General features: G+C 75.7%; 25 protein-coding genes. 13 read left to right on the top strand and 12 right to left on the bottom strand.

Annotation, left to right across the window (positions count from 1 at the left end):
- Position 1 precedes the first annotated feature (1 nt).
- Positions 2–295, top strand: a complete 294-nt coding sequence (locus H6H00_RS14165) for a hypothetical protein (RefSeq protein ID WP_185721713.1) — start codon at positions 2–4, stop codon at positions 293–295.
- A 70-nt stretch (positions 296–365) separates the two neighbouring features.
- On the opposite strand, the gene H6H00_RS14160 is transcribed toward H6H00_RS14165, so the two are convergent.
- Complete coding sequence (locus H6H00_RS14160) at positions 366–1,082, bottom strand: alpha/beta fold hydrolase (protein ID WP_185721712.1); 717 nt, start codon at positions 1,080–1,082, stop codon at positions 366–368.
- Between the two features lie 2 nt (positions 1,083–1,084).
- Positions 1,085–1,426 (bottom strand): thiamine-binding protein, encoded by a 342-nt coding sequence (locus H6H00_RS14155; RefSeq protein WP_185721711.1) that lies wholly within the window; start codon positions 1,424–1,426, stop codon positions 1,085–1,087.
- 72 nt (positions 1,427–1,498) lie between these two features.
- Here H6H00_RS14155 and H6H00_RS14150 point away from each other — a divergent pair, with 72 nt between their 5' ends.
- Positions 1,499–2,002, top strand: a complete 504-nt coding sequence (locus H6H00_RS14150) for a MarR family winged helix-turn-helix transcriptional regulator (protein ID WP_185721710.1) — start codon at positions 1,499–1,501, stop codon at positions 2,000–2,002.
- A 19-nt stretch (positions 2,003–2,021) separates the two neighbouring features.
- Here H6H00_RS14150 and H6H00_RS14145 read toward each other — a convergent pair whose 3' ends face one another.
- The gene (locus H6H00_RS14145; RefSeq protein WP_185721709.1) at positions 2,022–2,204 is read right to left on the bottom strand and encodes a hypothetical protein; all 183 of its coding nucleotides are present in this window, start codon (positions 2,202–2,204) and stop codon (positions 2,022–2,024) included.
- A gap of 81 nt (positions 2,205–2,285) precedes the next feature.
- On the opposite strand from H6H00_RS14145, the gene H6H00_RS14140 reads away from it, so the two are divergent.
- The gene (locus H6H00_RS14140; protein ID WP_185721708.1) at positions 2,286–3,584 is read left to right on the top strand and encodes a helix-turn-helix domain-containing protein; all 1,299 of its coding nucleotides are present in this window, start codon (positions 2,286–2,288) and stop codon (positions 3,582–3,584) included.
- A gap of 17 nt (positions 3,585–3,601) precedes the next feature.
- Here the strand turns inward: H6H00_RS14140 and meaB are convergent, their stop codons facing one another.
- Entirely contained in the window at positions 3,602–4,585 is a 984-nt protein-coding gene (gene meaB, locus H6H00_RS14135) for a methylmalonyl Co-A mutase-associated GTPase MeaB (RefSeq protein WP_185721707.1), read from the bottom strand.
- Between the two features lie 12 nt (positions 4,586–4,597).
- Entirely contained in the window at positions 4,598–5,791 is a 1,194-nt protein-coding gene (locus H6H00_RS14130; RefSeq protein WP_185721706.1) for an acetyl-CoA C-acetyltransferase, read from the bottom strand.
- Between the two features lie 149 nt (positions 5,792–5,940).
- Here H6H00_RS14130 and mce point away from each other — a divergent pair, with 149 nt between their 5' ends.
- From mce to H6H00_RS14115, 3 genes are all read left to right on the top strand, one after another.
- The gene (mce, locus tag H6H00_RS14125) at positions 5,941–6,381 is read left to right on the top strand and encodes a methylmalonyl-CoA epimerase (RefSeq protein WP_185721705.1); all 441 of its coding nucleotides are present in this window, start codon (positions 5,941–5,943) and stop codon (positions 6,379–6,381) included.
- Between the two features lie 172 nt (positions 6,382–6,553).
- Positions 6,554–7,885, top strand: a complete 1,332-nt coding sequence (ccrA, locus tag H6H00_RS14120) for a crotonyl-CoA carboxylase/reductase (RefSeq protein ID WP_185721704.1) — start codon at positions 6,554–6,556, stop codon at positions 7,883–7,885.
- A gap of 75 nt (positions 7,886–7,960) precedes the next feature.
- Positions 7,961–9,421 (top strand): coiled-coil domain-containing protein, encoded by a 1,461-nt coding sequence (locus H6H00_RS14115; protein WP_185721703.1) that lies wholly within the window; start codon positions 7,961–7,963, stop codon positions 9,419–9,421.
- 127 nt (positions 9,422–9,548) lie between these two features.
- Here H6H00_RS14115 and H6H00_RS14110 read toward each other — a convergent pair whose 3' ends face one another.
- From H6H00_RS14110 to H6H00_RS14100, 3 genes are all read right to left on the bottom strand, one after another.
- Complete coding sequence (locus H6H00_RS14110) at positions 9,549–9,827, bottom strand: Rv1322 family protein (RefSeq protein WP_185721702.1); 279 nt, start codon at positions 9,825–9,827, stop codon at positions 9,549–9,551.
- 7 nt (positions 9,828–9,834) lie between these two features.
- Positions 9,835–11,619, bottom strand: coding sequence for a 3-hydroxyacyl-CoA dehydrogenase family protein (locus tag H6H00_RS14105; RefSeq protein ID WP_185721701.1), 1,785 nt, complete (start codon positions 11,617–11,619; stop codon positions 9,835–9,837).
- 70 nt (positions 11,620–11,689) lie between these two features.
- Positions 11,690–13,162, bottom strand: coding sequence for an aldehyde dehydrogenase family protein (locus tag H6H00_RS14100; RefSeq protein WP_185721700.1), 1,473 nt, complete (start codon positions 13,160–13,162; stop codon positions 11,690–11,692).
- A gap of 74 nt (positions 13,163–13,236) precedes the next feature.
- Between H6H00_RS14100 and H6H00_RS14095 the strand changes: the two genes are divergently transcribed.
- The gene (locus tag H6H00_RS14095; RefSeq protein ID WP_185721699.1) at positions 13,237–13,890 is read left to right on the top strand and encodes a 4a-hydroxytetrahydrobiopterin dehydratase; all 654 of its coding nucleotides are present in this window, start codon (positions 13,237–13,239) and stop codon (positions 13,888–13,890) included.
- Positions 13,891–13,893: 3 nt separating this feature from the next.
- On the opposite strand, the gene nucS is transcribed toward H6H00_RS14095, so the two are convergent.
- Positions 13,894–14,553: an endonuclease NucS gene (nucS, locus tag H6H00_RS14090; protein WP_185721698.1), complete on the bottom strand. Its 660-nt coding sequence runs from the start codon at positions 14,551–14,553 to the stop codon at positions 13,894–13,896.
- Between the two features lie 11 nt (positions 14,554–14,564).
- A complete protein-coding gene (locus tag H6H00_RS14085) occupies positions 14,565–17,300 on the bottom strand; it encodes a helix-turn-helix transcriptional regulator (RefSeq protein ID WP_185721697.1) in 2,736 nt (911 codons plus the stop codon).
- Positions 17,301–17,391: 91 nt separating this feature from the next.
- Between H6H00_RS14085 and H6H00_RS14080 the strand changes: the two genes are divergently transcribed.
- The gene (locus tag H6H00_RS14080; RefSeq protein WP_185721696.1) at positions 17,392–18,597 is read left to right on the top strand and encodes an amidohydrolase family protein; all 1,206 of its coding nucleotides are present in this window, start codon (positions 17,392–17,394) and stop codon (positions 18,595–18,597) included.
- Positions 18,598–18,670: 73 nt separating this feature from the next.
- On the opposite strand, the gene H6H00_RS14075 is transcribed toward H6H00_RS14080, so the two are convergent.
- Positions 18,671–19,645 carry a helix-turn-helix transcriptional regulator gene (locus tag H6H00_RS14075; protein ID WP_185721695.1) on the bottom strand — a complete coding sequence of 325 codons (975 nt, stop codon included), beginning with the start codon at positions 19,643–19,645 and terminating at the stop codon, positions 18,671–18,673.
- A gap of 17 nt (positions 19,646–19,662) precedes the next feature.
- Between H6H00_RS14075 and H6H00_RS14070 the strand changes: the two genes are divergently transcribed.
- The 4 genes from H6H00_RS14070 to H6H00_RS14055 all read left to right on the top strand — a co-directional run bounded on the left by H6H00_RS14070 (position 19,663) and on the right by H6H00_RS14055 (position 22,811).
- Positions 19,663–20,193, top strand: a complete 531-nt coding sequence (locus H6H00_RS14070) for an NUDIX domain-containing protein (protein WP_255425748.1) — start codon at positions 19,663–19,665, stop codon at positions 20,191–20,193.
- A 113-nt stretch (positions 20,194–20,306) separates the two neighbouring features.
- Positions 20,307–20,864, top strand: a complete 558-nt coding sequence (locus tag H6H00_RS14065) for a TetR family transcriptional regulator (RefSeq protein WP_185722440.1) — start codon at positions 20,307–20,309, stop codon at positions 20,862–20,864.
- Complete coding sequence (locus H6H00_RS14060) at positions 20,864–22,024, top strand: acyl-CoA dehydrogenase family protein (protein ID WP_185721694.1); 1,161 nt, start codon at positions 20,864–20,866, stop codon at positions 22,022–22,024. Before H6H00_RS14065 ends, H6H00_RS14060 begins: the two co-directional genes overlap by 1 nt.
- Before the next feature lie 13 nt (positions 22,025–22,037).
- Positions 22,038–22,811 (top strand): FHA domain-containing protein, encoded by a 774-nt coding sequence (locus H6H00_RS14055; protein ID WP_255425747.1) that lies wholly within the window; start codon positions 22,038–22,040, stop codon positions 22,809–22,811.
- On the opposite strand, the gene H6H00_RS14050 is transcribed toward H6H00_RS14055, so the two are convergent.
- Positions 22,812–24,365: a hypothetical protein gene (locus H6H00_RS14050; protein ID WP_185721692.1), complete on the bottom strand. Its 1,554-nt coding sequence runs from the start codon at positions 24,363–24,365 to the stop codon at positions 22,812–22,814.
- Positions 24,366–24,463: 98 nt separating this feature from the next.
- Here H6H00_RS14050 and H6H00_RS14045 point away from each other — a divergent pair, with 98 nt between their 5' ends.
- Positions 24,464–25,237, top strand: a complete 774-nt coding sequence (locus H6H00_RS14045; RefSeq protein WP_185721691.1) for an enoyl-CoA hydratase-related protein — start codon at positions 24,464–24,466, stop codon at positions 25,235–25,237.
- The last annotated feature ends 1 nt before the right edge of the window (position 25,238 follow it).

The raw sequence follows: 25,238 nt of genomic DNA, 5'->3' as shown, positions 1-25,238 counted from the left end.
CATGAGCACGGACAAGACCGTCGCCGACCGCCTGCTCGACGAGGCCCGCGCCAAGACCGCGCGCGAGGAGAGCCCGACCCTGGGCAAGATCGCCCTGATCGTGGGCGTCGTGGCCCTGCTCGTCAGCCCGATCTCGATCCTGGGCTGGGTGTTCGGCGCGGCCGCCCTCGGCCTCGGTGTGGCCGCCGTGCGCCGCCCCGTGACGGCCAAGCAGGCCAAGATCGCCATGGCCCTGGGCGGGGCCGCGATCCTGATCGGCGTCTTCTTCTTCACCCTGAACGTGGCCCAGGGCTGACCCGCGCCCGGACCCCCGACACCGCCGGCCCCCTGCGCGTTCCCGCGCCGGGGGCTCTCGGTGTGCGCGCTCATCCCGCCCCGCGGACGACGTCGTGGATCAGCCCGGCCAGCTCGGCGGGCCGGGTGAGCATCGGGAAGTGCCCGCCCTCCAGCTCCACCAGCTCGGCCCCCGGAACGACCCCGCCCGACCGTCCCCACGCCGGGTCGACGACGCGGTCGGCGGAGCAGACCACCTGCACGGTCCGCACCCCGGGCCACGCGACGAGCGGCGTGACCTCCTTCGTGACCGTCCAGTCCTGCGGCCGCAGTGCCGCCACCGCGCCCCGCACCGCCTCGTCGGAGCTCTCCCCCGCCACGCCCGCGTAGAGGTTCTCCGCGGCCGCGTCGGCGGGCCAGGACGTGGTGCCGTCGTCGTGGCGCTGCTGGCCGCGGCCGAACCCCGGCGCCATGATCCCCGGCTCGGCCCGCGTGCGTTCCTGCCAGGACGACCCCGGGAGCGGCACCAGTGCCGCCACCAGCACCAGGGCCGCCACCCGCCCGGGTCCCAGCCGCTGGGCCGCGACCGGCACCGTGAGCCCACCGAGCGAGTGCGCCACGAGCACGACCCGGCCGTCGGGCCCGGCCGCGGCGAGGACCGCGTCGACGTACGCGTCGGTGCCCGCACCGGGCCGGTCGCCCGGCAGGTCGACCGCGACGACGTCGTGGCCCCGCGCGGACAGCTCGGACACCACCGGGGCCCAGCACGACCCGTCGTGCCAGGCCCCGTGCACGAGCACGGTGCGCACGCTCACACCGACCCCGGCCCGTCCCCCACACCCGGGGCCTCCTGCGCACCCAGGGCCTCCTCCACGCGCTCGACCTTCGCGCGGAGCTGCCCGCTGTCGAAGCCGGGCCGGATGTCGGCCTTGAGCACCAGGCTGACGCGCGGCGCCCTGGCCTGCACCGCCTCCACCGCGGCCTTGACCACCGCCATGCCCTCGTCCCAGGTCTCGGACTCGATCGTGGTGAACATGGAGGTGGTCTCGTGGGGCAGCCCGGAGGCGCGGACGACGCGGACGGCCTCGGCGACGACGTCGCCGACGCTGTCGGAGCCACCCCCCGCGGGGGCGATGCTGAAGGCGAAGAGCATGGTCGACAGCGTGCCCCAGCGGCACGCCCGAGCGCGAGGGCCCGGGGTCCGGCACTGCTAGCGTCGCCCGTCATGGCCCGCCGCGATCCGCTGCCCTTCGATCCGATCATGCGAGCGGCGGACCTCTGGGCCGAGCGGATCGGCCCGTCGCGGGCGATGGCCGCGGTGACCAGCGTGATGCGGGTGCAGCAGATCCTGCTCTCCGCGGTGGACGCGGCCCTGCGGCCGCACGGCCTCACCTTCGCCCGGTACGAGGCGCTGGTGCTCCTCACGTTCGCCCGCACCGGACGGCTCCCGATGCGGGTGATGGGCGACCGCCTGCAGCTGCACCCCACGAGCGTGACCAACATCGTCGACCGGCTGCAGGCCGACGGCCTCGTGCGCCGCATCCCGCACCCCACCGACCGCCGGGCCACCCTCGTGGAGATCACCGCCGACGGCGCAGCGCTGCGAGCCCGGGCCACCGAGTCGGTGACCGCCGTCGACTTCGGGCTGGAGGGCCTCAGCGACGAGCAGCAGGCCCAGCTCACCGCCCTGCTCGGCGAGGTGCGCCGGGCCGCCGGCGACTTCACCTGACCCGGCCCGACCGGACCCCTCACGACGCCCCGCCCCCGTCGTCGCGCTCGGGGCGGCGGCCCGGCCACACCCGCATCGTGCGGCCGGAGCGCGACCGCCGCGCGCACCTGCGCCCCCGCCTGCGCCTGCCCACGCCGAACCCCAGCACCGCTCCACCGGCCGATCCCGCCACCACGCACGCCGAGCACGTCGTCAGATCCACGGCCACCCCCTCCTCCCGGTGTTGACGACCCGTTGCGTCAACACCGTTGACAGTACGGCCGGGGTCCGACACTCTGGCGCCGTGACCGAGCCCGCCCCGTCCCTCGACGCCGTCCCGGCCCGCACGGCCCTGCGGGAGGCCAGGGCCGCCCGCGGCTGGTCCCAGTCCGGGGCGGCCGCGGCGCTGCGCGCGCTCGCGGAGAGCCGCGGCGGGCCCGAGGCCTCGGCGGCCAGCCTGAAGACGCAGCTCTCCCGCTGGGAGAACGGCCGCTCCCGCCCGGAGCCGGAGTACCGGGCCCTGCTCGCGGAGCTCTACGGGCGCACCGCGGCCCAGCTCGGGCTCGGCCCGGCGCCGGACGGACCGGACGCCCCCGGGCGGCTGCGCGCGGAGCTGGCCGGGGCCGCCGCGGCCGGCGACGCCGTGCTGGAGCAGTGGGGGGTGCAGCTCGCCGCCGCCCACCGGGTCGACGACGACCTCGGGGCCGCGGGAGCCGCGGGGGTCACGAGCGCGCTCGTCGAGCAGCTCACCCGCACGCTGCTGCACACCCCGGCGCCCACCCGGCGGGGGTCGATCGCCGCGCTGCTGTCCGACGCGGCGGCCCTCGCCGGGCGGCACGCCCTCGACGCCGAGGACCCGGACCGGGCGTGGCAGCTCCTCGACACCGCCGCCGCGGCCGCGCGCGAGGCCGGCTCCCCCGCACTGTCGCTGGACGCGCTCGTCGGCCGGGCGGAGGTGCTGTGCGACGTCGGCTGCGCCGGAGAGGCCGTCGACCTGCTCGGCGATCCCGGATGGGAGACCCCGGCCCCGGCCCACCGCGCACGGCTGGCGGCGGCGCGGGCGGTCGCCCACGCCGCTGCGGGTGACGCCGCCGCGGCCCGCACCGCACTCGACGAGGCGGCCCGCTCCGCGCCCGCGGTCACCCCTCCGATCGACGCCGTCCACCCGGGTGCGGTCGCGGTCGAGCTGGCCGATCTCCGTCACCGGCACGGGCAGGCGCTCGCGGCACTGGGCGACCCGGCGGCGGCCGGACCACTGGCCGGCGCGCTCGCCGCCGCGCCGCGGTCGGCCCGCGTGCGCGCCGGGCTGCACGCCGACCTCGCCCTGGCCCTGCACGCCGACGACGCCGCCGGGGCGGCCGCGCACGCCCGGGCGGCCAGGGCGCTCGCCGAGCGGATCGGTTCGCGCCGCCTCGTGAGGCGACTCGACGGGGCCGGCACCTCCGGACCCCGCACCGACGGGTCCGGTGTCGCCCCATCCGGGATCGACGGAGCCGGGATCGACGGAGCCGGGATCGACGGAGCCGGGATCGACGGGTCCGGACGCGGCGGCGCCCGGGCCGACGGGACCGGACCCGACGAGGGCGGGACCGGCGTCCGGTGACCCGCCGGGAGGAACCGCTACCGGCCCGACACGGTCCCGGCGAGCTCGTCGGCGGCGCCGTACGGGTCGAGCTCCCCGGCCACGACGCGCTCGGCCAGCCCGGTCAGGCCGCTCCCCCCGGAGAGGTCGCCGATCCGGGAGCGCACGCGCTCTAGCGTGATGGCCTGGATCTCCGACTCCGCCCGCGCGATCCGGCGTCGCCGCCGCTCCCCGACCGCGTCCATCCAGTCGCGGTGGGCGTCGAGCGCGGCCACGAGGTCGTCCACACCCTCCCCGCGCGCGGCGACCGTGGGCACCACCGGCCGCTCCCACCCGCCGGCGCCACCGTCGAGCGACATCATGTGCCGCAGGTCCCGCACGGTCTGAGCGGCGCCGTCGCGGTCGGCCTTGTTCACCACGAAGACGTCGGCGATCTCCAGGATCCCGGCCTTCGCGGCCTGCACGCCGTCGCCCATGCCGGGCGCGAGCAGCACCACGGTGGTGTCGGCGAGGGCCACCACCTCCACCTCGCTCTGCCCCACGCCCACGGTCTCCACCAGCACGACGTCGCAGCCTGCCGCGTCGAGCACGCGCAGGGCCTGGGGGGTGGCCCAGGCCAGCCCGCCGAGGTGGCCGCGGGTGGCCATCGACCGGATGAACACGCCCTCGTCGGTGGCGTGCTCGCCCATCCGCACGCGGTCACCGAGCAGGGCGCCCCCGGAGAAGGGCGACGACGGGTCCACGGCGAGCACGCCGACCCGGCGGCCCTGCGCGCGCAGCGCCCCCACCAGCACCGACGTCGACGTCGACTTGCCGACGCCCGGCGGCCCGGTCAGGCCCACGACGTGCGCCCGCCCGGTGTGCGGGGCGAGCGCGGCCGCCACGGCCCGCAGGTCGGCGGTCCCTGCGTCACCCGCCCCGGCCTCCACGCCGTTCTCCACCAGGGAGATCAGCCGGGCCACGGCGCGGGCCTCACCGCGCCGGGCCCGCTCGACCAGGTCGGGGACGTCGGGCCGGGGCATGCGGGGAGTGGATCAGCTCGTGGCGGGCACGCGCAGGATCAGGGCGTCGCCCTGTCCGCCGCCGCCGCAGAGGGCCGCCGCACCGACGCCACCGCCGCGGCGCTGCAGCTCCAGGGCGAGGTGCAGCGCGAGCCGGGCCCCGGACGCCCCGATCGGGTGGCCGAGCGCGATGGCCCCGCCGTTCGGGTTGACCTTGGCCGGGTCCACGCCGAGCTTGCGGGTCGACACGACGCCGACCGCGGCGAACGCCTCGTTGATCTCGATGACGTCGAGGTCGGCGGGCTCGATGCCCTCCTTGCGGCAGGCCGCGACGATCGCGTTGGCGGGCTGCTCGTGCAGGCTGGAGTCGTCCGGGCCGGCCACCATGCCCTGCGCGCCGATCTCGGCGAGCCAGGTGAGGCCGAGCTCCTCGGCCTTGGCCCTGCTCATCACGACCACGGCGGTGGCGCCGTCGGAGATCGGCGACGAGGTGCCTGCGGTGATCGTGCCGTCGGCGGAGAACGCCGGGCGCAGCTTGCCCAGGCTCTCGGCCGTCGTCTCCGGGCGGATGCCCTCGTCGGTGTCGACGATGATCGGGTCGCCCTTGCGCTGCGGGACCTCCACCGGGGTGATCTCGTCACCGAACAGACCGCTCTCCACGGCCCTGCCGGCCCGCTGGTGCGACTGCGCGCCGAACTCGTCCTGGTCGGCGCGGGTGATCTCGTAGCGGGAGTTGTGCTTCTCGGTGGAGGCGCCCATCGAGACCTGGTCGAACGAGTCGTGGAGGCCGTCGAAGGCCATGTGGTCGAGCATCGTGACGTCGCCGTACTTGAACCCGGCACGCGACTTCGCGAGCAGGTGCGGCGCCTGCGTCATCGACTCCTGGCCGCCCGCCACGATGATGTCGTACTCGCCCGCGCGGATCAGCTGGTCGGCCAGCGCGATGGCGTTGAGGCCCGACAGGCACACCTTGTTCACGGTGAGCGCGGGCACGTCCATCCCGATGCCGCCGGCGACCGCGGCCTGGCGGGCGGGGATCTGGCCCGCACCCGCGGTCAGCACCTGACCCATGATCACGTACTCGACCTGCTCGGGGCCCACGCCGGCGCGCTCCAGGGCGGCCTTGATCGCGATGCCGCCGAGCTGGGCACCGCTGAAGTCCTTGAGCTGGCCCAGCAACCGTCCCATCGGTGTGCGAGCGCCTGCGACGATGACGGAACCGGACACGGGGACCTCCAGCAGCTGCGGTGGTGTGGTCGAGAGTGGCCGTCACGGTACCCGCCGGGCCGCCGGAGCACCGGCGCCCGTGACGACCCCGACGCCGTGACACGGAGCACATGCGCACGTCAGCGGGCGGATGCGGTTACATTCCGCCTATGGGAGAGCACACGATCATCGGTGTGGACCACGTCGGCATCGCCGTCGCCGACCTGGACGAGGCGATCGCCTGGTACGGCGAGAAGCTCGGTCTGGTGGCCACGCACGTGGAGACGAACGAGGAGCAGGGCGTCCGGGAGGCCATGCTGTCGGCCCCCGGCGACGACGGCGGCGCGGCGATCCAGCTCCTGGCCCCGCTGCGGCCCGACTCGCCGATCGGGAAGTTCCTCGACCGCAACGGGCCCGGCATCCAGCAGATGGCCTACCGGGTCGTCGACATCGACGCCACCTGCGCGGCCCTGCGCGACAAGGGCGTCCGGCTGCTCTACGACGAGCCCAAGCGCGGCACCGCCGACTCGCGGATCAACTTCCTGCACCCCAAGGACGCGGGCGGCGTGCTCGTGGAGCTCGTGGAGCCCGCGGCCGCCGCGGCCCACTGACCGGTACCTGACCGATCGACGGGGGCCCGACCGCCCCGGTCGAGTGGTCCTGACCACCTGGACGGGGTGCGGTCGCGCTGCAGCGGGTACCATACCGCGCAGTAACTTTCGGGATGTCAAGCACCTCCGGTGCCCCATCCGCCCCCACGACTCAGCCATCGGAGGCCCAGCCGTGCTGGAGATTCGCGACGCCGTCCTCGCCGGTCAGTTCGACACCGTCGGTTCCCTGGAGGTGCCCGACCACTACCGGGCGGTCACGGTGCACGCCGACGAGGCGGAGATGTTCGCCGGGATGGCCACCAAGGAGAAGGACCCGCGCAAGTCCCTGCACGTGGAGGACGTGGCCACCCCGGAGCTGGGCCCGGGCGAGGCGATCGTCGCGGTGATGGCGAGCGCGATCAACTACAACACGGTGTGGACGTCGATCTTCGAGCCGGTCTCGACGTTCGGGTTCCTCAAGCGCTACGGCCGGATCTCCCCGCTCACCGCGCGCCACGACCTGCCCTACCACGTGGTCGGCTCCGACCTGGCCGGCGTGGTGCTGCGGACCGGGCCCGGGGTCAACGCCTGGAAGCCCGGCGACCAGGTCGTCGCGCACTGCCTGTCGGTGGAGATGGAGAGCCCGGACGGGCACGGGGACTCGATGATGGACCCCGAGCAGCGGATCTGGGGGTTCGAGACCAACTTCGGTGGGCTCGCCGAGCTGGCGCTGGTCAAGTCCAACCAGCTGATGCCCAAGCCCGCGCACCTGACCTGGGAGGAGGCCGCAGCCCCCGGCCTGGTCAACTCCACCGCCTACCGGCAGCTGGTCTCGCGCAACGGGGCCGGGATGAAGCAGGGCGACAACGTCCTGATCTGGGGCGCCTCGGGCGGCCTGGGCTCCTACGCCACCCAGTTCGCCCTCAACGGGGGCGCGACCCCGATCTGCGTGGTCTCCTCGGCAGCGAAGGCCGAGGTGTGCCGCAAGATGGGCGCCGAGCTGATCATCGACCGGTCCGCGGAGGACTACCGCTTCTGGCGCGACGAGCACAACCAGGACCCCAAGGAGTGGAAGCGGCTCGGGGCGAAGATCCGCGAGCTCACCGGCGGTGAGGACCCCGACATCGTCTTCGAGCACCCCGGCCGGGAGACCTTCGGCGCGAGCGTCTACGTGGCGCGCAAGGGCGGCACGATCGTGACGTGCGCGTCCACCTCGGGCTACATGCACTCCTTCGACAACCGCTACCTGTGGATGAACCTCAAGCGGATCATCGGGTCGCACTTCGCCAACTACCGCGAGTCCTTCGAGGCCAACCGGCTCATCGACAAGGGCCTCATCCACCCCACCCTGTCGAAGGTCTACCCGCTGGCCGAGACCGGGCAGGCCACGCTCGACGTCCACACCAACAGCCACCAGGGCAAGGTCGGCGTCCTCGCGCTCGCCCCCGAGGAGGGGCTCGGCGTGACCGACCCCGACAAGCGCGCCGTCCACCTCGACGCGATCAACCGGTTCCGGGGGATCTGACCCGTCGGAGTGACGAACCCCACCACGCGCAGTGCGTGCCCGGGCGCTCAGCGGTGAGCCGGTACGGTGAGTTCCATGCCTGTCGACCCCGCTGAGCCCTTGCCCGACGCCGGATTCGACGTCGTGCGCCGGGGTTACGACCAGGGCCAGGTCGACACCCATCTCCGCCGGATCGACGCGGAGATCAGCATCCTGGCCGCCGACCGCACCGCCGCCGTCGACCAGGCGGCCCAGCTCGGACGCGAGCTCGAGGACGCCCGGGCGCGGGCGGAGAAGCTGCGGGCGCAGGTCCGCACGCTCGCCGGCCCCCCGCAGAGCGTGCAGGGCATGAGCGAGCGCATGCGCTCGATGCTGCGGCTGGCCGAGGACGAGGTCTCCGACATGCTCGGCCGCGCCGAGACCGAGGCCGCGCAGCGCCGTCAGGAGGCCCAGCAGGAGGCGGAGCGGACGCTCGCCGCCGCCCGCGAGGAGGCCGCGTCCTTCCTCGGCCCGGCACAGGTCGAGGCCACCGAGCTCGCCGAGCGCACCGCCCGCGAGCGCGCGCAGCTCGTCACCGACCGGGTCGCGATGGAGCGGAAGATCGCCGCCGACCGCGCGACGATGGAGCGGGAGATCGCCGAGCTCCGCGCGACCACCGAGGCCCGGCTGGCCGAGGAGCGCAGCGCCGTCGAGCAGGCGCTCGACGCGCAGCGGGCCGGCGTCGAGGGCGAGGTCGGCGAGCTGACGCGGCGGTCCGACGAGGAGCGCACCCGGCTCTGGGCCGAGGCCGAGGCGCGGCGCCAGGAGATCGAGGAGGACTTCACCATCGCGATGGACCAGCGCCGCGCCGAGGCGCTGGCCGCGCTGCACGCCGAGCGCGCCGCTCTCCGCCAGGAGATCGACGGCATGCGCGAGGCCCACGCCGAGCGCATGCGCACGGAGGCGCAGCAGGCCGAGGAGCACGCCCGCCGGCTCGTCGCCGACGCCGAGCGTCGGGTCGCCGAGCTCGCGGGCCTGCGCAGCCGCATCACCGAGCAGCTCACCGGCGCCCAGGCGGTCCTGGGCCGCGTCCTCGTGTCCCTCGCCCCGCTCGACGGCGAGGCCGGGCCGCACACCAACGGCCGCACCCCGGCGCCGGCCGCGCCGGCCCCCGCCGCCCCGGTCCCGGCCCCGCCCGCCCCCGCCGCAGCGCCCGACCCGGCTATCCCGGCCGCAGCGGCGCAGGAGGACTCCCCCGCCCAGGCCTCTCCGGCCCGGGCCGCGGCCGTCCCGACCCCGCCCGCCCCGGCCCAGCCGACCGCAGCCCAGCCGACCGCAGCCCAGCCGACCGCAGCTCCGGCCGCCCTAGACCAGCCCACGGTGCAGATCCACGCCGACACCCTCACCGACCTGGAGCCCGTGAACGGCGAGGCACCCGCCGCGGACGCCCCGGAGCCGACGGCACCGAACCCGCAGGCGGCGACGCCGGGCAACGGTCAGCCCGGTGGTGCGCCCAGCCCCACCCCCCGCCAGCGCAACCGGCCGCCCCGGCCCCGCGCCACCTCCGGCCGCCGCTGACGCCCGAACTCCCTCACCCCGGGCGCCCCGGCCCGGTGAGCACCGCCGACGCCCGGCGACCGCCGTGCGGTCGGCCGTCCCCACGCCCGGCGGCTCGCCGACCCGCGGCGCGTCGGTGCGGACGCCGTCAGTACCGGCGCCGCCCCGGTCCGCGCCGGTCGCGCGCCGCCCAGCAGGTGGCGTGCCAGTGCCGGCGGTCGTCCACCGAGCCGTGCTCCCCCGCCGGCCAGGCGACGACGTGGGGGGCGGTACCGGGGATCAGCTGGTCGCAGCCCGGGCAGCGGTAGGACCGGTCCGAGGCCGTGGACCCGGGGACGCTGCGCACGATCCAGTCGCCCTCGGTCCGGGTGTAGGACGCCGACCGCAGCGGCACGTGGGGCTGCCGCGGTCGGCGTGCTCGGGCCATCGGAGGATCAGCGCGCCGCGTAGTCGCGGAACCCGTGCCCGGTCTTGCGCCCGAGGCGCCCGGCCGTGACGAGGTGCTCCAGCAGCGGGGCGGGGGCGAACCCGGACTCGCGGAACTCCAGGTAGAGCGAGCGCTCAATGGCCAGCGACACGTCGAGGCCGACCACGTCGAGCAGCTCGAAGGGCCCCATCGGCAGCGCGCAGCCGGTCTTCATGGCCGCGTCGATGTCGTCGGCCGTGGCGTAGTGCGCCTCGAGCATCTTCACGGCGTCGTTGAGGTACGGGAACAGCAGCGCGTTGACGATGAACCCGGCGCGGTCGCCGCAGCTCACCGGCACCTTCTTGATCCGCTCGCACAGCGCGAGGACCGAGGCGGCGACGTCGGGCGCGGTGGTGATCGTGGACACGACCTCCACCAGCTTCATCGCCGGGGCCGGGTTGAAGAAGTGCATCCCGATGACGTCCTGCGGCCGGGTGGTGGCCGCCGCGCACTCCACGACCGGCAACGACGACGTGGTGGTCGCGAGGATCGCGCCGGGCTTGCAGATCTCGTCGAGGGCGGCGAACACCGCCCGCTTGACGTCGAGCTCCTCGGCGATGGCCTCGACGACGAGGTCGACGTCGGCGAAGTCCTCGAGCCGGGTGGTGCCGGTGATCCGCGCGAGGGTGGCGTCCTTGTCCTCCTCGGTGACCTTCCCGCGGACGACGGCCTTCTCCAGCGACTTCTTGATCCCCGCGATCGACGCGCTCACCTTGGAGTCGCTGCGCCCGCGGACGACCACGTCGAGCCCCGCGGTGGCGAGCACCTGCACGATGCCCGACGCCATCGTCCCGGTGCCGACGACGCCGACCCGCGAGATGTCGCGGACCGTGACGTCGTCGGGCACGGTGCCGGACGGCGTCAGCGCGTCGGCGACGACCTCGGAGCTGTGCGGCTTCGCGTAGGTGTAGAAGCCGCGCCCGCTCTTCCGGCCGAGCAGCCCCGCGGTGATCATCTGCTTGAGCACGGGCGCGGGGGCGTGGGTCTGGTTGCGCGACTGCTTGTACATCGTGTCGAGGATCTCGTAGCTCGTGTCGAGCCCGATCAGGTCGAGCAGCGCGAGCGGGCCCATCGGGTAGCCGCAGCCGTACCGCATGGCGGCGTCGAGGTCCTCGCGACTGGCGTAGCGCTGCTCGTACATCTTCGCGGCGTGGTTGAGGTAGCCGAACAGCAGCGCGTTGGCGATGAAGCCGGCGCGGTCGCCGATGACGACCGGCACCTTGTCCAGCGTGGCCGCGAACGCCGCGACGTCGTCGGCGACGTCCTGCTCCGTGACGACCGTGCGCACGATCTCGACGAGCTTCTGCACCGGCGCCGGGTTGAAGAAGTGCAGGCCGATGACCTTGCCGGGGCGCCCGGTGCGCACCGCGAGCTCGGTGACCGACAGCGACGAGGTGTTGGAGGCGAGGACGACCTCGGGGCGGCACACCTTGTCGAGCTCGGCGAACACCTTCGCCTTGAGGTCGAGGCTCTCCGGCACCGCCTCGATGACGAGGTCGGCGTCGGCGAGGTCGGCGAGCGAGGTGCTGGTGGTGATGCGGCCCAGCAGCGCGTCGGCGTCCTCCTGCGTCAGCTTGCCGCGGCCGACGGCCCGGGAGGTCGAGGTCTGCAGGTGGGTGCGCCCGCGCTCCACGGCCTCGGCGTCGGTCTCGACGGCGATCACCTGCAGCCCCTTGCGGGCGAAGACCTCGACGATGCCCGCACCCATGGTGCCCAGGCCGACCACTCCGACCGTCCGGAACTCGCGTGCCACGCTGCCTACCTCCGCCGTTGGGGATGACTGACGTGCAGTCTCCCATCCCCTGGACGCCCGTCCGTGTGAGCTACCTCCCCCGCAGCACCCGGACCAGCCCGACCAGCGCCCCCATCCCGGCCGCGGTCCGCCGGAAGCTGGTGACGGCGATGGGCAGGGCGAACCGCTGCCGCGCGACGGCCTGCGCCCGGGTGAACTCGCGCAGCCCGTCCTCGCCGTGGATGCGCCCGAACCCGGAGTCGCCGACTCCCCCGAAGGGCAGGGCGGGGATGCCCGCGAAGGAGATCACGCTGTTGACCGACACCATCCCGCAGCGCAGCCGCGCCGCGATCTCCGCGCCGCGGGCCTTCGAGAACACGGTGGCGCCCAGGCCGTAGCCGGTCGCGTTGGCGCGGCGCACGGCCTCGTCGACGTCCGGCACGCGGTTGACGACGAGCAGCGGCCCGAACGTCTCCTCGGTGACGGCCGTGGAGTCCTCGGGCACGTCGGTGAGCACGACGGGCTCGACGAGCCGCGCGTCGGCACTGCCCGCCCCGCCGACGAGCGCGGTCGCACCCCTGGCGAGGGCGTCGTCGATCTGGCCCTTCACCACCGCGCTCTGCGACTCCATGGTCATCGGCCCGAACTCGCGGCCCGGCTGCAGTGCGCGGACCTTCGCCACGACCTCGTCGGTGAACTCCTGCGCGACGGTGTCGACGACGTACACCCGCTCGACCCCGACGCAGGTCTGCCCGGCGTTGGACATCCCGCCCCACACCGCGGCGTCGGCGGCGGCCTCCAGGTCGGCGTCCGCGTCGACGATCAGGGCGTCCTTGCCGCCGCACTCCATGAGCACCGGGGTCAGCGTCTCGCTGCACGCCGCCATGACCCGCTTCGCAGTGGCTGTCGATCCGGTGAACGCGATCTTGTCGACGCCCGAGCGGCACAGCGCCGCGCCGGTGTCGCCGAACCCGGTGACGACCTGGAACAGCGGCCGCCCGCCGACGATCTCGGCGAGCGAGTCGGCCAGCGCCACGCCGACGCCGGGCGTCAGCTCGCTGGGCTTGAACACGACCGCGTTGCCGGCGGCCAGTGCGTAGGCGATCGAGCCCATCGGGGTGAAGACCGGGTAGTTCCACGGCCCGATCACGCCGACGACGCCGAGCGGGGCGTACTCCAGCGTCGCCGCCTGGTTCGCCATCAGCAGGCCGGAGGAGACGCTGCGGCGGCCGAGGGTCTTCTCCGCGTGCTTCGCGGCCCAGTCGAGGTGGTCGATCGCGAGCACCAGCTCCAGGCGGGCGTCGTCGAACGGCTTGCCGGTCTCGGCGGCGACGACGCGCGCGAGGGCGTCGAGGCCGCGGACCAGCCCGCGGCGCCACTGCAGCAGGAGCGTGCGGCGGCCGTCGAAGCCCAGGCCGGCCCACCAGGTCGCGGCGTCGGCCGCGCGGGCGACGGCGGCGTCGACGTCGGCCGCGGAGTGCACGGGGTGGGTGCCCACGACCTCCCCCGTGCGCGGGTCGGTGGAGGTGAAGGTGGCCTGCGCAGGCGCGTCGGTGACGGTCATTACCGCAGAGTAGGACGTGCGCGGCGGTCCGCGCAGGCCGTCCCCGGCCCGCCGGGGCCGGTACCGTCCGCGCCATGACCGACGCTCTGCTCACGGCCCGGGACATCGACGGCGAGGGGCTCCCGGAATGGCGCCCGATGTTCGACGAGCTCAGGGCCCGGTTCCGGACCGCCGACTTCGCCTCCGCGCTGGAGCTGGTGAACCGGATCGGGGCCGCGGCGGAGGAGGCGGACCACCACCCGGACCTGGGGCTGCACTGGGGCCGGGTCGACGTCCGGCTGTCCTCGCACGACGTCGGCGGCCTGACGCAGCGCGACGTCCGGCTCGCCCGGGCGATCTCGGCGATCGCCGCCGACCTCGGCGCCACGGCCGTCACCGACGCGCTGGCCGTGGTGGAGCTCGCGCTCGACACCCCGGACGTGGACGCCATCCGGCCGTTCTGGGCCGCCGTGCTGGGCTACGACCTCGGGGCCCGCCCGGACGAGATCGTCGACCCCACCGGCACGCACCCGACGGTCTGGTTCCAGGAGTCGGCCGGGGGCGGCGAGGCGCCGCAGCGCTGGCACCTCGACGTCCGGGTGCCGCCGGAGGTGGCGCAGCAGCGCATCGGCGCCGCGCTCGCCGCCGGCGGCACGCTGGTGGACGACTCCCCCGCCCCGGCCTTCGTCGTGCTGGCCGACGCCCAGGGGAACAGGGCGTGCATCACGACCTGGCAGGGCCGCGACTAGCGCTCAGAACAGCCGCAGGTCCTTCGACTCCGTGCCGCGCAGGGCGTCGTAGTCGACCACCACGCAGCGGATGCCGCGGTCCTCGGCCAGCGTGCGGGCCTGCGGCTTGATCTGCTGCGCCGCGTAGACGCCGGTGACGGGGGCGAGCAGCGGGTCGCGGTTCATGAGCTCGAGGTAGCGGGTGAGCTGCTCGACGCCGTCGATCTCACCGCGGCGCTTCACCTCGATCGCGACGTGGCGCCCGGCGGGGTCGCGGCAGAGCAGGTCGACGGGGCCGATCGCCGTCATGTACTCGCGGCGGACGAGCGTGAAGTCCTCGCCCAGCACCGTCGGGTGGGCGGCGAGCAGCTCCTGCAGGTGCGCCTCGACGCCGTCCTTGACCAGACCGGGATCGACCCCGAGCTCGTGGCTCGAGTCGTGCAGCACCTCCTCGATGGTGATGACGAGCGACTCGTCGGCCTTGTTGCGCACGGTCCAGACGCCGGGCTCCTCGGAGAGCCAGCACGGGGGGCTCATCCAGTTCAGCGGCTTGTAGGCGCGGTCGTCGGCGTGGATGCTCACCGAGCCGTCGGCCTTGACCAGCAGCAACCGCGGCGCCATCGGCAGGTGGGCGGTCAGGCGGCCGACGTAGTCGACCTGGCAACGAGCGATGACGAGGCGCACGGCGAGGCACCCTACTGCTCGTGCCTCGCCACCCACGCGGCGATCTGGCTCCGCCCGGAGAACCCCAGCTTGGCCAGCACGTGCTGCACATGGGTCTCCACCGTGCGCTCGGAGATGTGCGCGGCGGCGGCGATCTGCCGGTTGGTCAGGCCCTGGCCGACGAGCCGTGCGATCTCGGTCTCCCGCGGGCTCAGCACCCCGCCGTCGCGCAGCCCGGCGGCGAGCCCGGCCGCGGCGGCCCGCAGCGGGGCCATCCCGAGCCGCCCGGCCGCCTCCCCCGCCGCGCGGGCCGCCGCCAGCGCGGCGTCGGTGTCCCCGCTGCGGCCCCGCTGCCGCAGCGCCTCGGCGAGCCGGTGCCGGGCCTGCGCCGCCCACGGCACCAGGCCCGCGGCGTCGTTCGCGGCCGCGGCGGCCTCCAGGTGGCGCACCGCGGTGTCCGGGCGGCCCGCACCGAGCGCGGCGACCCCGAGCGCCCCGCGCACCGAGCCGTGGGTCGAGATGGCGCCGGCGCCGCCCACGACGTGCAGGTCGGCGTGCGGGAGCAGGAGCCGGTGGCAGGCCTGCGCGGTCTCGGCGTCGCCCAGGTCGGTGGCGAGCTCCGCGCGCCACGCCTCCAGCGGGAGCGCGACGAACGAGGGGATCCGCGGCGACCCCACGGCGGGCAGGCCCGCGTACCAGGACCGCGCCCCGTCGGGATCGCCGCCGCCGAGCAGCAGCCGCGCGTAGGCCACCCGGGCGAGAGCGGTGAACGGCGAGGCCAGCTCGGGGGCGCCGTGGAACCAGGAGAGGTCACCCGGCGACTCGCCGGTGTGGCAGGCCAGGATGATCCGCATGCCGTGGGCGGTGCCGACGGCGCCGTCGTCGCCGCCGCGCCGGGCCAGGTCCAGCGCCTCCTCGTTGAGCTGCGCCGCCTCGGCGAAGCGGCCCCGGCCGAACAGCACCGCGAACCGGCCGCGCAGCAGGTGCAGGCGGGCCAGCGGCCGGCGCAGCCGCGCGACGACCGGGTCGACGCGGTCCAGCTCCACCTCGGCCTCCGCGACGCGTCCGAGCTGGAGCAGGGCGTCGAACCGCCACAGGTGGCCCCACATCGTGTCCGCGGGGTCCCCGGTGCGCTCCCCGACGGCGAGCAGCCGTCCGCCGAGCACCAGCCGTTCCGCGCACCCGTCCGCCCCCGCCCGGGCGAGCTGCCGGGACCGCAGGGCGTCGCCGAGGGCGGCCGGGTCGTCGAGCCGCTCGGCCATGGCGAGCGCGGCGGCACTCGCGCGGGCCATGACGGGCAGGTCGGCGACGAGCACGGCGCTGTGCGCCAGCTGCGCGAGCACCCGGCTGCGCAGCGGGTCGTCGACGTCGGGGAGTCCGGCGAGCGCGTCGGCGCACCAGCCGCGGACGTCGTCGAGCCAGGCGGCGTGCGACACGCCGGGCAGCACGAGCGTCGCCCGGGCGAGCGCGGCGGCGTCCCCGGTGTGCCGGGCGAGGTCGACCGCGGCCCGGCACGCGGCCATCGCCGCGGTCACGTCGTGGCTGCGGGCCAGTGCCTCCGCCTGCGCCAGCAGCAGCTCCAGCCGCCCGGCCGGGTCGAGCACCCCGCGCGCGGCGTCGACGGCGCCGCCGAAGAACCGGGCCGCGTCCTCGTGCGCGCACCGCGCGGTCGCCTGCTCGCCTGCCCGCCTCGCCCAGCCGACCGCGGCCGCCCGGTCCCCGTGCGGCAGTGCGGCGAGCGCGTGCGCGGCCAGCGCGGGGAGCACGTCCGGGTCCTCGGCGAGCGGGGCGAGCACCGCGGCGGCCCGGGCGTGCACGCGGCCCGCGTCGTCGTCGGCCGGCACCGCCTCGCGCACGAGGTCGTGGGAGAAGCGCAGCGACGTCCGGCCCCGCGGGCGCTCCAGCACGCCGTCCGCCACCGCCGGGGCGAGGTCGTCGAGGACCCGGTCGGGGGGCAGCCCCGCGACGCCGCCGAGCAGGTCGAGATCGATCTCGCGGCCCAGCACGGCGGCCGGGGCGAGCAGGTCGCGGCAGGTGCGGGGCAGCCGGTCGAGCCGGGCGCGCACCACGTCGCGGACACCGGCCGGCACCGCGTCGTCGGGGGTGCCGGCGCGCCAGGCCCGCACGAGCTCGCCGACGAGGAACGGGTTGCCGCCCGCGCGGTCGGCGATCGCCGCAGCCCGCCCGGCCGGCACCCCGGGCAGCGCGCAGCCGACCTCGTCCGGGGTGAGGCCGCGCAGGACGAGCCGCGCCCCGGGCAGCCCGGCGGGGGCCCCGCCCGCCCGGCACGTGCCGACGACCAGCAGCCGCGCGTCCGCGGCCTCGCGCACCACGTGGGCCAGCAGGGCCACCGACGCGGGATCGGCCCACTGCAGGTCGTCGAGGACGACCACGAGCCCGGTGTCCGACGCCGCGTCGCGCAGGAAGCCGGTCACCGCGTCGGCGAGGGCGAAGCGGTCGCCCGCCCCGTCGACGGCCACCCCGGCGGCGACGGGCGCGACACCGGCGGGCAGGTCCCCCGGCCAGGACCGCAGCACCCGGCGCCACGGCCAGAACGCGGGCGCGCCGGGGACGTCGGTGCACCCGCCCCAGAGCACCGGTACCGCCCGCGCGCCCGCCAGCCGCCCGAGCTCCGCGGCCAGCCGCGACTTGCCGATCCCCGGCTCGCCGACCAGCAGGACGGCGGCCGCACGGCCGTCGAGGGCGCCGTCCAGCGCCGCGACCAGCTCGTCCAGCTCGGCCGCGCGCCCGACGAACCTCGGCTCCACTGCGCCTCCCGCTCCCGTGAGCGGCGTAGCAGTACCACGGATACGTGGTTTCCACGATGGCCCGCGCGCCGGACGGTCCTACACATTAGCCATGAACCGAACCGCCCGGACCCGAACCGCGCTGCGCGCCGCCCGCCTCTTCGACGGCACCACCTGCACCGACGACCCGCTCGTCCTCGTGGCCGACGGCCGCGTCACCGAGGTCCGGCACGGCCGCGACGCCCCGGTCCCCGACGACGCCGAGCTCGTCGACCTGCCCGGGGCGACGCTGCTCCCGGGCCTGGTCGACACCCACGTCCACCTCGCCTTCGACGCCGGCCCGGACCCGGTCGCGGCACTCGCCGACCGCGACGAGGACGCCCTGCTCACCGCCATGGCCGCGGCCGCGGCGGAGCAGGTGGACGCCGGGGTGACCACCGTCCGCGACCTGGGTGACCGCGGCTTCGCGGCGCTGCGCCTGCGCGAGCGCGGCGGACCGCTGCCCACGATCGTCGCCGCCGGGCCGCCGATCACCTCGCCGGGCGGGCACTGCCACTTCCTCGGCGGCGCCGCGCAGGGCGTCGCGGGCGTGCGGGCCGCGGTGCGCGACCACGCCGAGCGCGGCGTCGACGTCATCAAGGTGATGGCCAGCGGCGGGATGCTGACGGAGGGCACCGATGTCGCCGGCGCCCAGTTCTCGGCGGCCGAGCTGCGGGTGGTGGTGGAGGAGGCGCACCGGCACGGGCTGCCGGTCACCGCCCACGCGCACGCCCTGTCCGCCGTGCGGGACGCCGTCGCGGCCCGGGTGGACGGCATCGAGCACTGCACCTGCTTCGACGGCGAGCGGGTCGTGCTGCCCCCGGAGCTGGCCGACGCCCTCGTCACGCGCCGGATCGCGATCGGGTCGACGGTCGGCCTCGCCCCCGTGGCCGCCGGGATGCGGCCCCCGCCGCTGCTCGCCCGGATCCTCCCCGACCTGCTCCTCGCGCACGCCGCGCTGATCCGGGCGGGGGCGCTCGTCGTGGCCGGGACCGACGCCGGCATCGCGCCGCCGAAGCCGCACGGGGTGCTCCCGCGCGGACTCGGGCAGCTCGTCGAGCTGGGGATGACGCCGGTGGAGGCGCTGCGGGCCGGCACCGCCACGGCGGCGCAGGTCTGCGGGCTGGGTGAACGCAAGGGCCGGGTCGTGCCCGGGTACGACGCCGACCTGGTGGCCGTGGCGGGCGACCCGGCCGTCGACATCGGCGCGCTGCTGTCCCCGGTCGCGGTGCTGGTCGCCGGTGAGGTCGTGCGGCGGACCGCGGCGGTGCCGTCGTGAACGCGCGGTGGGAGGTGCTGGTCCGCAGCCTGGCCGGCGACCACGGCTGGGCGCACGCGTGGCTGTGGGTGGGCTACCCGGTGCCGGTGTTGTGGGCGGCGAGCGCGAGGCCCGAGGCCCGCAGCGCCGAGCGCAGCTCCGGCGGGTCGAGCACCTCCACCTCCCCCGCGAGGCCGACGAGCTGACCGGCCGCGACGTGCACGTCCTCCACGTCGAGCCGCACCTCGCACCAGCCGTCGGCGTCGGGGACGCCCGCGCCGGCGAGGGCGGCCGCCGCCGCGTCGGCGTCGGTCACGCGCGCGAGCCGGGCGCGTCCCCCCGGCCCCAGCCGCAGGCGCACGGTCAGCCGCAGCATCGTCGACTCGAACCCCGCCGACGCCCCCGCCCACCAGCTCGGGAGGTCGAAACCGGGCGGGCGCTCGAAGCGCTCCCCGGACGGCTCGGCGTCGACGACCCGGTCCACCCGGAACATGAGCACGCGCCCGCCGGACTCCGCGGCCAGGTACCAGGTGCCCGCCTTCATCACCAGGCCGAGCGGGTCGAGGTCGCGCCGCACCACCTCGTCGCGGCGCCGGTAGCCGACGCGGAGCCGCTGCTGGTCCCACACGGCCGCCGCGACGGTGTCGAGGTGGGGCACGTCGTGCGGGCGGTGGAACCAGCCGGGGGCGTCGAGGTGGAATCGCTCGGCGACCGTCCGGGCGTGCTCGCGCAGCGCCTCGGGCAGCGTCGCCAGCAGCTTGGCCTGCGCGCCGGCGAGTGCGGCGCTCATCCCCAGGTCGGCGAGCACCTGCGGCGCCCCGACGGCGAACAGGGCGGCGGCCTCGTGCGCGGTGAGCCCGTCGAGGCGGGTGCGCCAGCCGTCGACGAGCCGGATCCCGCCGCCGGGCCCGGACTCGGTGAACAGCGGCACCCCGGCGTCGGCGAGAGCCGCAACGTCGCGGTAGATCGTCCGCTCGGAGACCTCCAGCTCGGCCGCGAGCTCGGCGGCCGTGGCCGCGCGGCGGCGCTGCAGCGTGAACAGCAGGGTCACGAGCCGGGACGCGCGCACCCCGCGATACTGCCCGGGTGGAGACGATCAGCAGCCGCCAGGTGTACGCGAACGCCTGGATGACGGTCCGCGAGGACGCGATCCGGCGCCCCGACGGCTCGGACGGCGTCTTCGGGGTGGTCGACAAGCCCACCGCGGCCGTCGTGATCCCGCTCGACGGGGACCGGCTGCACCTCGTCGAGCAGTACCGCTACCCGGTCGGCGAACGGCGCTGGGAGTTCCCGATGGGCACGGCGCCGGAGCGGGCCGAGATCGACCCCGCGGTGCTCGCGGCACGGGAGCTCGCCGAGGAGACCGGGCTGGTCGCCGGCCGGATGGAGCTGCTGGGGCGCCTGGACATCGCGCCGGGGATGTCGAGCCAGCGCGAGCACGTCTTCCTCGCGACGGAGCTGACCGCGGGCCCCCCGAGCCGCGAGCTGCCCGAGCAGGACATGCGCGCGGCGTGGTTCGGCACGGCGGAGTTCGAGGCGATGGTCCGCGAGGGCGGGATCGTCGACGCCCAGACCCTCGCCGCCTACCTGCTCCTGGTGCTGCGCGGGCGCCGCTGACGGTCCGCGGTCGCACACAAGCAGGCTTGACTGTTTGTTTCTCCGCGGGCACGCTCCCCCTCGTGACCGCCGGCCGCCAGCAGGAGCGCAGCGACGCCACCCGCGCGCGACTGATGGCGGCCACGGTCGACTGCCTGGTGGAGCTCGGCTGGTCCGGCACCACGACGACGGTGGTCGCCCGCCGCGCCGGGGTGTCCCGCGGCGCGCAGCTGCACCACTACCCCACCCGCGAGGAGCTGGTGCTCGCCGCCGTCGCCCACCTGGGAGCGGCGCGGTTCGCCGAGGCCAGGGAGCGGGCCGCCGCCCTGCCCGACGGGCCGGGGCGCACCGCGGCCGTCCTCGACATGCTCGCCGCCCTGCACACCGGCCCGCTGTTCCGCGCGATGCTGGAGCTGTGGGTCGCCGCCCGCACCGACGACGCCCTGCGCGCCGCCGTCGTGCCGCTGGAGGCCGAGGTCGGCCGCGAGACCCACCGGCTCACCGTCGAGCTGCTCGGCGCCGACGAGTCCCGGCCCGGCGTGCGCGCGGCGGTCCAGCAGACGCTCGACCTGGTGCGCGGCCTGGGCGTCTCCGGGCTGCTCTCCGACGCCACGGGCGGGCGGGAAGAACGACGCCGCCGGCACCTGCTGGCGGACTGGGCCCGACACCTCGACACCCGCCTGGAGGCGTGATGGACCTGCGCGAGACCGACGAGCAGCAGCTGCTGCGGACGTCCGTGGCCCGGATGGCCGGCAAGTACGGCCACGACTACCTCATCGAGAAGGCCCGCACCGGCGGCAAGACCACCGAGCTGTGGAAGGAGGCGGGCGAGAACGGCTACCTGGGCGTGGCCGTGCCCGCCGAGTACGGCGGCGGCGGGGCCGGGATGGTGGAGCTGTCCATCGTCGCCGAGGAGATCGCGGCGGCCGGCTGCCCGCTGCTGCTCATCGTCGTCTCCCCCGCCATCGCGGCCACCGTCATCGCGACGAGCGGCACGACCGACCAGAAGGAGCGCTGGCTCCCGCGCTTCGCCGACGGCAGCGCGAAGATGTCGTTCGCCATCACCGAGCCGGACGCCGGCTCGAACTCGCACAGGATCACGACGACGGCCCGCCGCGACCCGGACGGGAAGGGCTGGCGGATCAGCGGCACCAAGTACTACATCTCCGGCGTCGACGAGACCGAGGCGACGCTCGTCGTCACCCGCCTGGAGGGCGCCGAGGGCACGCTGCGCCCGGCGATGTTCATCGTCCCCACCGACACCCCTGGCATGACCTACCAGCCGATCGAGATGGCGATCCAGAGCCCGGAGAAGCAGTTCACGGTCTTCTTCGACGACGCCCACCTCCCCGACGAGGCACTGGTCGGCGGCGAGGAGGCCGGGCTGGCCGCCCTGTTCGCGGGGCTGAACCCCGAGCGGATCACGGTCGCCGCCTACTCCAACGGCCTCGCCCGCTACGCGCTGGGCAAGGGGGTCGCCTACGCGAAGGACCGCACGGTCTGGAAGACCCCGATCGGCGCGCACCAGGCGATCGCGCACCCGCTGGCCAAGGCGCACATGGAGGTGGAGCTCGCCCGGATGGCGACGACGCGCGCGGCCTGGTTCTACGACGCGGGCGACATGGCCGCCGCCGCCGAGGCCGCGAACATCGCGAAGTACTCCGCGGCGGAGGCCGCGATCAACGCCGTCGACGCCGCGGTGCAGGCGCACGGCGGCAACGGGATGGCCGTCGAGTACGGGGTCGGCACGCTGATCGGCGCCGTGCGGACCGCGCGGATCGCCCCCGTCAGCCGGGAGATGATCCTCAACTTCGTCGCGCAGCACACCTTGGGCCTGCCCAAGTCCTACTGACAGGATGACCGGCGTGCCCGACCGCCTCCTCCCGACCAGCCACGCGAGCCTCGCGCACGGGGTGCCGGCCGCCGCCCGCGCCACGATCTTCGCGCTGTCGGTGGCCGGCGGGATCTCGGTGGGCCCCAAGGAGGGCCGCACACTGGTGTTCGGGCGCAACCGGCCCGAGGTGCACGTGTGCGTCGGCGAGGACGACCCGCGCGTCAGCCGCGAGCACGGCGTGCTGGAGCACCGCGCCGACCGCTGGTGGATCCGCAACACCGGCCGCCTCCCGGTCCGGCTGCCCGGCGGGCGGCTGCTGTTCGCCGAGGAGGAGCCGGTCCCGCTCGCCGAGGGCTACACGCCGGTGTTCGTGCGGGGGTCGGCGCACCGCGAGCACCTGCTGGAGCTGTTCGTCACCGGCGCCGACGGCGAGCGGCCCGCGGCCCGGCACCGCGACGCCACCCAGCAGCCGGTGCTGTGGCGCCTCGACGACGACGAGCGGCTCGTCCTCGTCGTCCTCGGCCAGCGCTACCTGCTGCACGAGCACCGGCCGCAGCCGCTGTCCTGGCGCCAGGCCGCCGACCAGCTCGCCGAGCTGCAGCCCGACGCCGGGTGGACGCCCAAGCGGGTGGAGCACGCCGTCACCGCGATCCGCACCCGCATGTCGCGCGGGGGCGTGCCGGGGCTGACGCGCGAGGAGGTCGGCGAGCCGGTCGGCAACGCGCTCAACGACAACCTCATCCGCGAGCTGGTGCTCTCCACCACCCTCGTGCCGCCGGACCTGGAGATCCTGGGCGACACCTGATCAGGGCCCGACGTAGAGGCAGTTGGTGTACTCGAACCCCCGCTCCACCGCGCTGGTCTGCACGGCCGGGTTCGTCGTCGCGTACTGGCTGATGATCGTGTAGCTCCCGGCGGGCAGGGTCAGCCGCTGGGACGGGCGGCCGTCGAAGGTCGGGCACGCCTCGCCGTCGGTGGCGTACGTCGCGGGGCAGCCGGGGCAGCCGGACAGCACGATCTCGTGCGCCGTCGGACCGACGACGTACACGCGCACCTCCGACGGGTTGTCGTTGTAGAGCGTCAGCGGGATGGAGCCGGGGCCGTCGCCGGCGAACGGTCCGGGCAGGGCGGGCAGCGCGGCCCCCTGGACGCCGGCCGCCCGCGCCGCGATGGCGTCGGCCCGGGCCTGGGCGGCCTGGGGGTCACCCGGGTACTCCGCGACGAACCGGTCGAACGCCGCGGCCGACTCCGTCCAGGTTTCGGCCTCGTACCGCTGCAGCCCGCACCGGAACAGCGCCGTCGGGCGGTCGGTGGTCGCGGTGGCGACGATCCCGGCGGCCTCGGGGTCGGTCACGGTGACGAGGTGGTCGAGGACCGGGAGGGCCTCGCACCACAGCCCGTCGGCGGCCTGGGTGTTGGCCGCCGCGTAGACGTCGACCAGTCCCTGCGCCGCGGCGGGCGCGGAGGGGGTGTCGGCGAACTCCCGCTGCACGGCGACCAGGTTCTCCACCGCCGAGCGCACCGCGTCGACGCTCTGCTGCCCGTCCAGCGTCGCGAGCTGCCCCCGCAGCGCGTCGGCCTCCTCGACGTAGGTCGCCGCGAGCTGCGCACGGACGCCCGCTGCCTCCGGCCCGTCGCCGACCTCGACGAGCAGGTCCCGGTAGACCCGCACCGCCTCGTCGAAGTCCCCGGCTCCGCGCAGCTGCGTCCCCCACTCGTCGTAGGTGCGGCGCAGGTCGGCGGAGACGAAGGGCGCGAGCGCGGTGTCCGGGTGGGCGCGCCGCAGGTCGCCGTAGAGCGCCACCGCCTCCGCGTAGCCCCCGCGCGCGGCCGCGTCGCCCGCGGCGAGGAAGGCCGAGCACTCGGCGCGCCCGGCGTCGGCGCGGGCGACGTCACCGGAGAGCGTGAGCTCGTAGACGCCGGTGACCCGGCCGAACCCGTCGACGGCGGCGGCGCAGTCCCCCCGGTCCCGCGCCGCGGCGGCGTCGGCGTAGGCCCGCCCGCCCGCCGCGCCGTAGAGCACGTACCCGGTCACCAGCCCCCCGACCAGCAGCACGGCGACGGCGACCGGCAGCGCGTGACCGCCCGCCCCGGCCGGTGCGGCGTGCCGGGACCGCGCGATCCGCCACGCGTCGACGGCCATCCACCCCAGCCACGCGATCGTGATCGCCACCCACAGCCACGGCAGCGCCGCCGCCCCCGTGGCGAACGCGATGACCACGAGCCCCGCGGTGACGACGAGGTGCAGCGCCTGGCGCCACCACCGGCCCAGGTAGGAGTAGCCGAGCCCGAGCCCGGTGAGGTTGAGCAGTGCGGCCGCGATCGGTGACCGCGCCGCGCCCGGTCGGTGCTCGTCCATCCGGTCGTCCCCCCGTGTCCTGTGACGTCCCCGGTAGTAGTAGGCCAGAAGATCGGGAGGGCTCCCGATTCCGACGCCGGACGGTTACCGTCGGTCCCATGGCGGACTACGAGTACCTGCTGGTCAAGCACGACGGCGACACCGTCCGGATCACGATGAACCGCCCCGAGCGGCGCAACGCGCTCTCCGAGCCGCACCTGCGCGAGCTGCTGCACGCGTTCACCGAGGCGGGCGACTCCGATGCCACCGGCATCGTCCTGTCCGGGGAGGGCAGGGCGTTCTCGGCCGGCCACGACTTCGCCGACGTCTCCTCCCGCGACCTCGCCGGCGTCCGCGACCTGCTGCGCCTGTGCACGCGGGTCATGCAGACGATCGAGCAGGTGCCGCAGGTGGTGGTCGCCAAGGTCGCGACGATCGCCACCGCCGCTGGCTGCCAGCTCGTCGCCACCTGCGACCTGGCCGTCGCCGCCGAGTCGGCGAGCTTCGCCCTGCCCGGCGGCAAGGGCGGCTGGTTCTGCCACACCCCGGCCGTGCCGGTCGCCCGCAACATCGGGCGCAAGCGCCTGATGGAGCTGACGCTGACCGGCGACCCGATCGACGCCCGCACCGCCGCGGAGTGGGGGCTGATCAACTACGCCGTCCCCGACGACGAGCTCGACGCCCGCACCGACGACCTGCTCGCCCGCGCCACCCGCGGCACCCGCTTCGGCAAGGGCGTCGGCAAGCAGACGCTCTACGCCCAGCTCGACCGCCCCGAGTCCGACGCCTACGCGATCGCGGTCGAGGTGATGGCGTCGATGTCGCAGAGCCCGGGTGCGCGCGAGGGCATGGCGTCGTTCCTGGAGAAGCGCAAGCCGGTCTGGACCGACTGAC

It is taken from the genome of Pseudonocardia petroleophila (assembly GCF_014235185.1).
Lineage (GTDB): Bacteria > Actinomycetota > Actinomycetes > Mycobacteriales > Pseudonocardiaceae > Pseudonocardia > Pseudonocardia petroleophila.
Note: the sequence above shows the minus strand (reverse complement) of the source record. Positions and strands in the feature narration are given on the sequence as shown.